General features: G+C 59.1%; 12 protein-coding genes. 11 read left to right on the top strand and 1 reads right to left on the bottom strand.

Features of this window, described 5'->3' with window-relative positions; all coding sequences use genetic code 11:
- The first annotated feature begins 3 nt into the window (after positions 1-3).
- Genes cyoB through cyoE form a run of 4 tightly spaced genes read left to right on the top strand, consistent with a single transcriptional unit; the run spans position 4 to position 3,894 of the window.
- Positions 4-2,034, top strand: coding sequence for a cytochrome o ubiquinol oxidase subunit I (gene cyoB / locus D8U69_RS21675; RefSeq protein ID WP_056855102.1), 2,031 nt, complete (start codon positions 4-6; stop codon positions 2,032-2,034).
- 3 nt (positions 2,035-2,037) lie between these two features.
- A complete protein-coding gene (locus tag D8U69_RS21670) occupies positions 2,038-2,661 on the top strand; it encodes a cytochrome o ubiquinol oxidase subunit III (RefSeq protein ID WP_130905200.1) in 624 nt (207 codons plus the stop codon).
- A complete protein-coding gene (cyoD, locus tag D8U69_RS21665) occupies positions 2,661-2,996 on the top strand; it encodes a cytochrome o ubiquinol oxidase subunit IV (RefSeq protein ID WP_007916940.1) in 336 nt (111 codons plus the stop codon). The genes D8U69_RS21670 and cyoD overlap by 1 nt, the downstream gene beginning before the upstream one ends.
- A gap of 10 nt (positions 2,997-3,006) precedes the next feature.
- Positions 3,007-3,894, top strand: a complete 888-nt coding sequence (gene cyoE, locus D8U69_RS21660; protein WP_056855104.1) for a heme o synthase — start codon at positions 3,007-3,009, stop codon at positions 3,892-3,894.
- A gap of 204 nt (positions 3,895-4,098) precedes the next feature.
- On the opposite strand, the gene D8U69_RS21655 is transcribed toward cyoE, so the two are convergent.
- A complete protein-coding gene (locus tag D8U69_RS21655) occupies positions 4,099-5,517 on the bottom strand; it encodes a PLP-dependent aminotransferase family protein (RefSeq protein WP_130905201.1) in 1,419 nt (472 codons plus the stop codon).
- A gap of 151 nt (positions 5,518-5,668) precedes the next feature.
- On the opposite strand from D8U69_RS21655, the gene D8U69_RS21650 reads away from it, so the two are divergent.
- From D8U69_RS21650 to D8U69_RS21620, 7 genes are all read left to right on the top strand, one after another.
- Positions 5,669-6,769 carry a hypothetical protein gene (locus D8U69_RS21650; protein ID WP_056855108.1) on the top strand — a complete coding sequence of 367 codons (1,101 nt, stop codon included), beginning with the start codon at positions 5,669-5,671 and terminating at the stop codon, positions 6,767-6,769.
- A 42-nt stretch (positions 6,770-6,811) separates the two neighbouring features.
- Positions 6,812-8,092, top strand: a complete 1,281-nt coding sequence (locus D8U69_RS21645) for a biotin carboxylase (RefSeq protein ID WP_056855109.1) — start codon at positions 6,812-6,814, stop codon at positions 8,090-8,092.
- A 61-nt stretch (positions 8,093-8,153) separates the two neighbouring features.
- Positions 8,154-8,648, top strand: a complete 495-nt coding sequence (locus D8U69_RS21640; RefSeq protein ID WP_130908102.1) for a RidA family protein — start codon at positions 8,154-8,156, stop codon at positions 8,646-8,648.
- A gap of 84 nt (positions 8,649-8,732) precedes the next feature.
- Positions 8,733-9,218 carry a cupin domain-containing protein gene (locus tag D8U69_RS21635; RefSeq protein WP_130908101.1) on the top strand — a complete coding sequence of 162 codons (486 nt, stop codon included), beginning with the start codon at positions 8,733-8,735 and terminating at the stop codon, positions 9,216-9,218.
- Positions 9,219-9,428: 210 nt separating this feature from the next.
- Complete coding sequence (gene yfcF, locus D8U69_RS21630; protein WP_056855112.1) at positions 9,429-10,073, top strand: glutathione transferase; 645 nt, start codon at positions 9,429-9,431, stop codon at positions 10,071-10,073.
- Between the two features lie 32 nt (positions 10,074-10,105).
- Positions 10,106-11,446 (top strand): 4Fe-4S cluster-binding domain-containing protein, encoded by a 1,341-nt coding sequence (locus D8U69_RS21625; protein ID WP_130908100.1) that lies wholly within the window; start codon positions 10,106-10,108, stop codon positions 11,444-11,446.
- A gap of 23 nt (positions 11,447-11,469) precedes the next feature.
- Positions 11,470-12,342 carry a branched-chain amino acid aminotransferase gene (locus tag D8U69_RS21620; protein WP_130905205.1) on the top strand — a complete coding sequence of 291 codons (873 nt, stop codon included), beginning with the start codon at positions 11,470-11,472 and terminating at the stop codon, positions 12,340-12,342.
- Positions 12,343-12,357 lie beyond the last annotated feature (15 nt).

The raw sequence follows: 12,357 nt of genomic DNA, 5'->3' as shown, positions 1-12,357 counted from the left end.
ACGATGTTTGGTAAATTAAGTTGGGAAGCGGTCCCGTTCCACGAACCGATCGTGATGGTGACCATCGCCATGATCGCGCTCGGTGGTCTGGCACTGTTCGCTGCAATCACCTACTTCAAGAAGTGGACCTACTTGTGGACCGAGTGGCTGACGTCGGTCGACCACAAGAAAATCGGCGTGATGTACATCATCGTCGCCATGGTCATGCTGCTGCGCGGCTTTGCCGACGCCATCATGATGCGTACCCAGCTGGCCATGGCCACCGAGGGTTCGCCTGGCTACCTGCCACCTGAACACTATGACCAGATCTTCACCGCTCACGGTGTGATCATGATCATCTTCATGGCGATGCCATTCTTCACCGGCCTGATGAACCTTGCAGTGCCGCTGCAGATCGGCGCGCGTGACGTTGCCTTCCCGTTCCTGAACTCCCTGAGTTTCTGGCTGCTGGTATCGGGCGTAGTGCTGATCAACCTGTCCCTGGGCGTCGGCGAATTCGCCAAGACCGGTTGGGTTGCCTATCCGCCGCTGTCGGGCCTGCAATACAGCCCGGGCGTGGGGATGGATTACTACATCTGGGCGCTACAGCTATCCGGGTTAGGTACGACACTGACGGGGGTCAACTTCCTGGCCACCGTGCTGAAAATGCGTACCCCTGGCATGAAGTTGATGGACATGCCGATCTTCACCTGGACCTGCACCTGGGCGAACGTTCTGATCGTGGCTTCGTTCCCGATCCTGACCGCTACCCTGGCACTGCTGACGCTTGACCGTTACATGGATTTCCACATTTTCACCAATGAACTTGGTGGCAATCCAATGATGTACGTCAACCTGTTCTGGGCCTGGGGTCACCCTGAGGTGTACATCCTGATCCTGCCGGCATTCGGCATTTTCTCGGAAGTCATCTCTGCCTTCACCGGCAAGAAACTGTTCGGCCACCACTCGATGATCTACGCCTCGGGCGCGATCTCGGTACTGGGCTTCATGGTTTGGCTGCACCACTTCTTCACCATGGGCTCGGGTGCGAGCGTCAACGCCTTCTTCGGTCTGGCGACGATGCTGATCTCCATCCCGACGGGTGTGAAGCTGTTCAACTGGCTGTTCACCATTTACCAGGGCCGTCTGCGTTTCACCAGCCAAGTGCTGTGGACCCTGGGCTTCATGGTGACCTTCGCCATCGGCGGCATGACCGGCGTACTGCTGGCCATTCCGGGTGCCGACTTCGTTCTGCACAACAGCCTGTTCGTGATCGCGCACTTCCACAACGTGATCATCGGCGGTGCGGTATTCGGTTACATCGCAGGTTTCGCGTTCTACTTCCCGAAAGCGTTCGGCTTCAAGCTGCACGAAGGCTGGGGTAAAGCAGCGTTCTGGTTCTGGATCTCGGGCTTCTTCGTCGCGTTCATGCCGCTCTATGCACTGGGCTTCATGGGCATGACCCGTCGTCTGAACGCCACCACCAACCCTGAGTGGGTGCCGTACCTGTACGTCGCCATGTTCGGTGCGGTGATGATCGCTTTCGGTATCGCCTGCCAACTGATCCAGCTGTACGTCAGTGTGCGTGACCGCAACAAGCCAGAGAACATGTGCGAACACGGTGACCCGTGGAATGCCCACACGCTGGAATGGTCGACCTCGTCGCCACCACCGTTCTACAACTTCGCTGTGCTGCCTAAGGCTGACTGCATCGACCCGTTCACCGAAGCCAAGGAAAACGGCACCGCGTACAAGGCTCCGGCCAAGTACGAGCCGATCCACATGCCGAACAACACCGCGACTGGTGTGGTGATGGGCGCGCTGCTGACCGTGTTTGGTTTTGCCATGATCTGGCACATCTGGTGGCTGGCCATCGCCAGCCTGGTAGGCACTGTCGTCTACTTCGCGATCCACGCTGCACGTGACGACCAGGGCTATATGGTCCCGGTTGAAACGATCGAGCGCATCGAAGCCGAGCAGCACAAGCGTCTGGTAGCGGCAGGGAAAATCCCGGCCACCGCCACCCGTGTTGAAACCTCGTTGGAACAGGCTTAAACCATGTCGAATTTAGTGACCAATGTTGGACACGCCCATGGTGACCATGGGCACGATGACCACCACCACGACTCGGGCGAGATGACCGTATACGGTTTCTGGCTCTACCTGATGACCGACTGCATTCTGTTTGCATCGATCTTTGCGGTATACGCGGTACTGGTTAACAACGTAGCGGGTGGCCCGTCGGGCCACGACATCTTCGAACTGCCATACGTGCTGGGCGAAACCGCTCTGCTGTTGTTCAGTTCGATCACCTACGGCTTCGCCATGCTGGCGTTGTACAAGGGCAACAAGAAGGCGGTACTGACCTGGCTGGGCCTGACCTTCCTGTTGGGTGCAGGCTTTATCGCGATGGAGATCAACGAGTTCCACATCTTGATCTCCGAAGGCTACGGCCCTAGCCGTTCAGGCTTCCTGTCCGCGTTCTTTACCCTGGTCGGTACTCACGGTCTGCACGTCTCCGCCGGTTTGATCTGGATGGCGATCATGATGTATCAGGTGCAGAAAAAGGGCCTGACGTCGACCAACAAGACTCGCCTGAGCTGCCTGAGCCTGTTCTGGCACTTCCTGGACGTGGTCTGGATCTGCGTCTTCACCGTTGTCTACCTGATGGGGACCCTGTAATGGCTAATGCACACTCCCATGACAGCCATGATGCTGGCCACGGCAGCGTCAAGTCGTACGCCATCGGCTTCATCCTGTCGGTGATCCTGACCGTCATCCCGTTCGGTCTGGTGATGTACCCGAGCCTGCCGAAGGCCACCACGCTGGCAATCGTTCTGCTGTTCGCAGTGATCCAGGTGATCGTTCACCTGTATTACTTCCTGCACCTGGACCGTTCCATTGCTCAGCGTAACAACGTGATCGCCTTCGTCTTCACGGCGATTGTAATCGTGCTGCTGGTTGGCCTGTCGCTGTGGATCATGTTCAGCATCCACACGTACATGATGGCGAAGTGAGGTAGACCCGATGTCGCTCAAGCACTTTATCCAAATCACCAAACCGGGGATCATTTTCGGTAACGTGCTTTCTGTGGCAGGCGGGTTTTTCCTGGCCTCGAAAGGGCATGTCGATCTGGCCGTGTTTCTGGCAGCCATGATCGGCACGTCCCTGGTCGTCGCCTCCGGTTGCGTCTTCAACAACTGCATCGACCGCGACATCGACATCAAGATGGAACGCACCAAGAACCGGGTGCTGGTCCAGGGCCTCATCTCCCTGAAACTGGCCCTGATCTATGCGACCGTCCTGGGTGTTCTCGGCGTTGCGTTGTTGTACAAGGTGGCCAACCCGTTGGCCGCTCTGTTCGCCGTCATCGGCTTCGTGATCTACGTCGGCTTCTACAGCCTGTACCTCAAGCGCAAGTCGGTTCACGGCACGCTGGTGGGCAGTCTGTCGGGCGCCATGCCGCCGGTGATCGGCTACGTCGCGGTGAGCAACACCTTCGACATGGCCGCTCTGACCCTGCTGGTGATGTTCAGCCTGTGGCAGATGCCGCATTCCTACGCCATCGCGATCTTCCGCTTCAACGATTACCTGGCCGCATCGATTCCGGTGCTGCCCGTGAAGCGCGGGATCGAAGTGGCCAAGAAGCACATCCTGCTCTACATCCTGGCCTTCCTCGTGGCGACCCTGATGCTGACCTTCAGCGGCTACGCCGGCATGAGCTACCTCGCCGTCGCCGCAGCCATGGGCATGTACTGGTTGTACATGGCCTGGACCGGCTACAAGGCAGTGGATGACACGGTCTGGGCACGCAAGCTGTTCGTGTTCTCGATCTTCACCATTACCGCCTTGAGCGTGATGATGTCCCTGGACTTCAAAGTGCCGGCAGAGCTGTTGCTGACGTACGCGCCTTAAGATTCAGATGCTGTAGCGAAAAGCCCCGCCTTCGAGAGAAGAGCGGGGCTTTTTGTTGGGTGCCTTCTACTGGATCGAGTATCGGATACAGCGCGGACCCTGTGGGAGCGGGCTTGCCCGCGATGGCGATGTGTCAGGCGACAAGAATCTTAGCTGTGACGGCCTCTTCGCGGGCAAGCCCGCTCCCTCGCGGAGGGGGGATGGTTATTTGTATGGCTTATCCAACAACCGGAAAAACCGCTCCCGCACTTGCACGTGATCACTGTGCGCCACGTTGAATCGCAGGAACTGATTGGCGTCCGCCGCTTTGCTGAGCAAGGTCCCCGGTGCCAGTACCAGGTCTATTTCCAGGCCCTTTCTGGCCAGGCATTCGGCTTTGTATCCCTCTGGCAATCGCGTCCAGATGTACAACCCTTCTCCTGGCAGGGACGACACCGAACACCCGGCTTCAGCCAGCCACGCTGCCACCCGGCTGTTCGATTCATAGAGCCGGTCCACGGTGCGGCGCATGTGTTTGGCATAGCTGCCATCGCTGAGCATGGTGCAAATGATCTGCTCGGCCATTTCCGAGGTCATGCCGCCGCAGGCCATTTTCAGGGTCACCATCCGCGCCGCCAGTTGCGGGGAGAGCACCGCGAAGCTGACGCGGCTGTTGGCGGTCAGGGTCTTGGAGAACCCGGAGACGTAAGACACATTGTCCAGCCCGCTCGCAGCCAGGCGAGGGGTTCGGCGTTGCTGCATGTCGCAGTACAAGTCGTCTTCGAGGATGTGGAAGTTGTAGCGGTGACTCAACTCCAGCAAGCGATAAACCTGCGCCGAGGTGAACGAATGCCCGGTCGGGTTGTGCAGCGCGTTGTTGGTCATGTAGAGCACGGGACGGTGGGCGATCAGCAGTTGCTCCAAGGCGTCCAGGTCCATACCGTCGCATTCGCGGCGAATGGTGATGACCTTCGCCCCGTGCCAGGCCAGATTGGTGTGCATCGTGAAATAACACGGATCGTCGAGCAGCACCGTGTCGCCGGGTTTGACCAGCAGGCGCATCAGCATGTCGATGGCCTGGACGGTGTTGGCGGTGGTGATGATCTGCTCTACCGGCGCCTCGATGCCCAGGGTCGCCATCTTCACCCGCAGGGCCTGACGCAGTGGCAGGTAACCGCTGGCGTTACCGTATTCACCCATGCGCAGGGTGGTGGCGCGCAGTGTGCCGCGTACGGCTTTGAGCAGTTCTTCGGCAGGCAGCCACGAGGAGGGCAGAAAACCCGCCCCCGGGCGCAGTGCGCCATTGTCCAGCAGCACGGCGCGGCGGACCACGCTGAGGGTGTCCTGAGGCAGCAGGTCCGGCCCGGCGTTAGCCGGGAGGGTGCTGCTGGAACGGTGCACGTAGTGCCCCGAGCCCTGGCGTGAAACCACCAGGCCCTTGGCTCGCAAGCGGTCCAGGGCGTCGACCACCGTGGATTTGCCCACGTGCATCAAGTCTGAGAGTTCGCGAATCGGGGGCAGCCTGGAGCCGTGGGGCAGGCCGCCCTGGCTGATTGCTACGGTCAATTGATCGACGATCTGCTGCACCAGCGGCACACCCTGCTGGAACTCGATGGCGGCGATCACTGCGCGCTGAGCCTGCATTTTACTGGTCTCTCCGGCAGTAAAGTTCGTTTGATTCTATACGAACTTGCTCTGATCAAGACAAGCATCTCTTTCTACTATCGCTTTGGAGTGTTTATGGATTGTCGACCTTTTGCCGGTCGTTCAGTCAACCAGGTTCAAGAGGTGCTGCATGAGTGTAGAAACAACCGCCGTCGTGGCGAAACCGGTGATCAACCTGCGGTTGTTCACCATTCGAATCATCACGGCCGTGGCGTTGTTCGCGGTGCTGGGCAAGGCCAACGTCTGGCTCGATACCGCCACCAACAGCATTCTGGCCCTCGGCTATCGGGCCTTGTTGCTGCTGTTGCCGCTGACCTTGCTGGTGCTCGGTCGCCGTTCCTTGAGCGTTACGTTGCTGTGCGCCGCCGCCGGCCTGGTGCTGTTGGCGGTCACCAGCAACCAGGGCGTTGTCATGTTTGCCGCGGCGTTGTTTGCCTACGGTATCGCGATTGCCGGTTACCTGATCAAGAGCGAAGCGGCACAGACCAAAGAGGGTGCAGCCTACAACCGCGTGGCCATGAACATGGGCAGCCTGTTGGCGGGTCTGATCCTGCTGTCGCCACTGTTGACCCCGGGCATGTTTTTCTTCGGCGCCGCCGCGTTCGTCCTGTTGTGCCTGCCCATCGCCATGGGCGCGACCTTCACCACCGAAGCCGCGGTGTCTCGCCCGGCCAGCAAGGACGGTAGCGGTTGGGGTAACAAACTGCCGTGGGTCATCGCCGGCATCATCATGGGCATCAAGTTGTTTGGGGTGTTCTCGATCCTGCCGCAAGCAATCCTGCTCAAGACCGGCGAACTGCCGACCTGGTACGGCTTGATGCTGATCCTCAACAGCGCCGTGGTGGTGTTCGCGCAAGTACCGGTCATGAAACTGATCGAGAGCACCGGGCGTTTCAAGGTGCTGACGGTGATCGCCATCATCGTCGGCGGTTTTGCGGTGCTGTCTTCGCCTGCCGCATTCCACGTCGAAACCCTGGCCGGCGCACTGGTCTGGGTGGCGTTGTTGTCCATCGCCGAATGCGCGTTCAGTCATCTCGATTACTTCTCGGTCAAGCAGAACAACATGTTCGTCAAGGAAGTGTCGCTGGGCGTCGGTGCGGGTCTGACCGTGTTGATCATGCGGGTCATGCCACCGCCGTACAACGCGTTGGTGCTGGCCGCCATTGGCGCCGCCGGGATCATGGTCTGGTACGGGCTCAACCGTAAATCAATCGCGTCGCTGCATGACTGAGTCATCGCCGTTTCGGTTTTCACTTTGCAAGTCGGGGGTTTTATGAATACGACTTCGTGCGTAGTAGTGGTGGGGTACAACGGCAGTCGGGTTCACGATATCCAGAAGCTGCGCGATTTGTGCAAGTCGCTGTACAACGCGAGGCTGATCCTGCTGGTCGAGCAGATCCAGCCCCAGGACGAACAGGTCGCTGATCACGTTTGCACTACATCGCTGGCCGAGAAAGACGTGTCGGCCTCGCTTGAACTGGTAGTCGGTTGCCTGAATGCCGATCGCTGGAAGCTGATCGGCGTCCTGCCGTTTTCCGATCGCGGCGTGCTGCTCGGTGCGGCGCTGGCCGACCATTTCGGCCTGCCGGGCATTACCCCGGCCGAGGCACGGGCGGGGTTGGACAAACAGATTTTCCGCCAGCTCGAAGCCTGCGCCACGGTGGCACCCGAGGACTATCGGCCGATCGTTTCGACCCGTATCGAAAGCCTGCCGGAGCTGCGCCAGCGGGTGATTGAGCTGGGTGGCAAAGCTTTCATCAAACCCGCCTGCGAAGGCGCCAGCCGAGGCTGCCGGGTTATCCGGCATCCGTCCGAATGCGACGAAGCCTGGCAGGCCCTCAAGCCCTATCGCGAGGGTGGCATCGTGCTCGAAGAGCTGATCCAGAACGCTCGGGAGTACAGCTGGGACTATGTCGCCGGAAGTACCTGGATCACCGAAAAAACCACCACCGATGGTGCCTACCGTGCCGAGATCCAACAAGTGGTGCCGGCGCCGCTGGCGGCCGATGCCCAGGCTCGGCTGATGGCCGCCGGCCGCCACATGGCTGGGCTGGTGTCGCAGGACAACGGAGCCTGGCACAACGAAGTTTTCCACAGGGCCAACCACCGCACCTCGGCCGTGGAAACCAACATGCGCCCCGGCGGCATGCATATCTGGGATCTGGCGCGTAAGGCGTTCATCGACTTCGACCCGTGGGAGCGCTGGGTCCGCTGGGCGGTGGAAGGTCAGGTCGATAGCCATGATCCAGTCGCGCGCGGCTACTGCGGCATCCGCCTGTTGAGAGCGAACACCAGTGGCCTGCTGCGCGATGTTCCGGACGTCCAGGCCCTCGCCCGGGCGCTGAATATCGAGCTGGTGGAAGCCGTGCTGAGCAAGCGCATCGGTGATTCAGTGAGCGCATTGGTGAAGGACAACTTCTCGTTCATCGGCCACATCGTGTTGTTCAACGAGCGGTACGAGCAGCTCAGCCTGGACCTGTCGCGTCTGGCCGAGGCCATTGAATCAAAGGTCGGGATCACCCCTCTGGCAGCACCGGCCAGGGCAGTGGGGTGAGGCGTGGGGCAAGTGGTAGCGATCGATGTTTCATGCAGTATTGATCAAGAGGGTTCAGTAAATGATTCAACACATGACCTGTGATGAGCGCTTCATCGCTCTGGCGCGGGAATTCGACTATGACATCTACGGCGAGAACACCGTTGGCGGTCATTACGCGCCGTTGATTCGTCACCACGACGAACTGTATATCAGCGGTCTGGTGCCGCGCATGAACGGCAAAATGCACTACACGGGGCGGGTCGGGCGCGACCTCGACATGGCGGATGCGCAAGCGGCCGCGAGCATCAGTGCGATCCGCGGATTGGCTTTGATCGTTGATGCCATTGGCTCGCTGGACAAGATCAAGTCGCTGGTTCGGGTAACGGTGTATGTGAGGTGCACGGAGGATTTCGTCGATCTCAGCGATGTCGCCAATGGTGCGTCGGATGTCTTCAGCCACGTGCTGGGTGATGCCGGTAAACATACACGCACCACGGTCGGTGTTTATCAGTTGCCAAAAAATGCAGCGATCGAAGTTGATATGATCGTGGCGTTGAGACCATCGGCGTTATAAGTGAAGTTGTTCGACTTTACACTGTTGAAATGTTCGCCTAAGGTCGGTTGACTCCATTCGGCAGAATAAGTTGGAAACGGAAAAATGAATAACGTTCAGGGTGCGTTTTTTTCATATAAGGACTTTCGCCAGAGTCTGGATCGGCAACCGATAAAACCCCGGGTATGGAAAGGTGCCGAACTTGCCGATATGCGTCAGGCGCTTGAAGCCAGTGACATCGATATTGTTGCGCTGGCCCACGAAAGTCATATCGACGGTTGCCAATTGACACCCGGCATGGCGGTCTCCATGCAATGGCTGGTGCCGGGGTCAACGCTCGACGGCCATTGCCATGCCTGGTGGCATCTGTTCATCATCCAGTCCGGCAGCGGCGCGTTGTCGCTGGGCGAGGCCGAGCAGGTAGACGTTGGCCCAGGCGATGTATTGCTGGTGCCCGCCTGGACGCAGCATGGCTTCGTCAACTCCAGCGCCACCGAGCCGCTGACCATGCTCAACCTCAGCAACATGCCGCAGATGGCGTTGTTGTCCAACCATGCCGACCACGTTGGCCTGATCCCCCGCCAGCTGTAATTTCCCGTCTGCTGCACACCAGGGAGTCCGCCTACGCTGACTCCCTTTTTCGTTTTTGCGTACCCCAAAAATGCTTGCTGGCGAATAACACGCCACGAATTTCTGTATCGATAGAAACAGATAATTTCTGTATCTGTTCAGCGCTTAATCAACTTACTACGATCGCTTCAAATGCAACGGATTAATGTGTTTAGTGCAAGGGAGCGTTCCATGGAAAGTACCAGCTTAAAACTGTATCTCGGCGCGGATTATGTCAGTGCTTTTGCAATGTCGGCTTATGTGGCGTTAAAGGAAAAACAACTTTCATTTGATCTGGTGACGGTGGATTTGAAAGCCCGTGATAATTACCAGGATCATTATCGTGATCTTTCGCTGACCTGCAAAATTCCGCTGCTGGTTCACGAAGGTTTTGCGCTGTCGGAATCTTCGGCCATTGCCGAATATCTGGAAGAACTCGCTCCAGGTTCAAAAAGCATTTACCCAAAAGACATCAAGCAGCGTGCCCGTGCCCGTCAGCTGCAGGCCTGGCTGCGCAGTGATCTGCTGGTGGTACGCAAAGAGCGTCCGTTTGACCTGGTGTATTTCGGCAAGAAAGACACGCCACTGTCCGACGAAGCCCGGGCCGCTGCCGAGCGCCTGTTGTTCGTGGCCGACCGTTTGCTGGAGGAGGGGGCCGAGCATCTGTTCGGTGACTGGAGCATCGCCGACACCGACCTGGCAATCATGCTCAACCGCCTGGTCGCCAACGGTGACGAGGTGCCTGCGCGATTGGCGGCGTATGTCCGTCGTCAGTGGGATCGCGACAGCGTTCGCGCATGGATGGACCTGGAGCGCAAAGCGCCGGCCGTCGTGTAGCAATCGTCAGGGCAAACACCAGGAGCGCTGCCATGCAAGGAATGTTGGAGCAGGAAAGATACAAACCCTATAACGCACGCACCATTCGCGACACGCCCTATTGGGACAGGTTGACCCCGGCATTGCAGGAAGCCATGAGCGTCGTGGCGCGGGTCATGCCATTTCGCACCAACGACTATGTACTGGGGACGCTGATCGATTGGGACAACATTCCGGACGATCCGATTTTCCGCATGACATTTCCGCACAAGGACATGTTGCTGCCGGAGGAGTACGCCTCGCTCAAGCAGCTGATCGAGTTGGACGATCCCGCGGCGATCAAGCGTCGTATCGAAGCGATCTGGTTGCGCATGAACCCGCACCCGGCCGGGCAACTGACGCACAACAGCGCGACGCTCGACGGAAAAGTCCTCGCGGGCATTCAGCACAAGTACCGTGAGACCGTGTTGTTTTTCCCCGGTGCCGGTCAGACCTGTCACGCCTACTGTACGTTCTGTTTCCGCTGGGCGCAGTTCATCGGCGAGGAAGAACTCAAGTTCAATGCCCGTGAATCCCAGGAGCTTGTGAGCTATCTGCAGCAACACAGCGAAGTTACCGATGTGCTGATCACCGGGGGTGACCCGATGATCATGAACACCCGTTCGCTGGCCGGTTACATCGAGCCATTGCTGGATTTGCCACACCTGAAGAGCATCCGCATCGGCACCAAATCGGTGGCGTATTGGCCGCAGCGCTTCGTCAGCGACAAGGATGCGCCCGAACTGCTGGAGCTGTTCCGGCGCATCGTGGCGGCGGGGAAAAACCTGTCGATCATGGGGCACTACAACCACCCGGTGGAAATCCGTCAGGACATCGCGCGTCAAGCCGTCGAACGCATTCGCAGCACGGGGGCAACGCTGCGCATGCAGGCGCCGGTGATCCGCCACATCAACGAAAACCCGGCCGATTGGGCGGACCTCTGGACCGAAGGCGTACGACTCGGTGCGGTGCCCTATTACATGTTCGTCGAGCGCGACACCGGCCCCAGCCATTACTTCGCGATGCCGCTGGCCAGGGCCTTCGAGATTTTTCAGGCGGCCTATCGCACGGTCTCCGGACTGGCGCGAACCGTGCGCGGGCCGTCCATGAGCACCTTCTACGGCAAGGTGTTGATCAACGGCATCGAAACCGTCGCCGGCGAAAAAGTCTTCGTGCTGCAGTTCCTGCAGGCGCGCGATCCGCAGTGGGTGTTGCGCACTTTTTATGCGCACTTCGATCCGCACGTGACCTGGTTCGACGACCTGCGCCCGGCGTTTGGCGAGCGGGCGTTTTTCTTTCAGAGCGAAGCCCAGGCAAGCCCCGAATTGATACCGGTCCTGCTGCAAACGGCGTAGGACGATTTACAGGAGATAAGGACATGAGCGGTATCCCGTTTGATCAGCGCGAAGGATGGATCTGGCTCGATGGCGAGTTTGTCGAGTGGTCCGAAGCGCGCCTGCATGTACTGACCCACGGCTTGCATTATGCAAGCACGGTGTATGAAGGGGAGCGCGTGTACAACGGAAAAATCTTCAAGCTGCGCGAGCACACCGAACGGCTGTATCGCTCGGCGCAACTGATGGACTTTGCCCTGCCGTTTGAGCCCGCTGAGCTGGAAGCGGCGAGCCACGAACTGCTGCAACGCAACGGTGTGGTCGAAGGTTACCTGCGACCGGTCGCGTGGCGTGGCAGCGAGATGATTTCCACCTCGGCACGTTTCAATCGCGTGCATGTGGCGATCGCTTGCTGGCAATGGCCGAGCTATTTCGACCCGGCGGCACGCATGGCCGGCATTCGCTTGAAAACCGCGATCTGGCGTCGACCGCCACCCAACAGCAGCCCCTTTGAAGCCAAGGCCTCCGGGCACTACCAGATCGCCACGTTGAGCAAGCATGACGCTGAGAACAACGGCTACCACGACGCCTTGATGCTCGACTGGCGCGGGCACGTTGCCGAAGCCACCAGTGCCAATGTGTTTTTCGTCAAGGACCGGACATTGCACACGCCGGTGGCGGACTGTTTCCTCAACGGCATTACCCGGCAGACCGTGATCGAACTGGCGAAGGCGCTGGATTACCAAGTGGTCGAACGGACGATCCTGCCGAGCGACCTGGGCGCCTTCGATGAGTGTTTTCTGACCGGCACTGCCGCTGAAATCACCCCGGTGCAATGCATCGACGAGCAGTCCTACCGACCGGGCAATGCCTGCCGCGATTTGATCGCCGCTTACACCTCAACCGTCAACGCCTGAACAACAGCCAGGAAC

The organism is Pseudomonas sp. Sample_16, assembly GCF_004307665.1.
Lineage (GTDB): Bacteria > Pseudomonadota > Gammaproteobacteria > Pseudomonadales > Pseudomonadaceae > Aquipseudomonas.
Note: the sequence above shows the minus strand (reverse complement) of the source record. Positions and strands in the feature narration are given on the sequence as shown.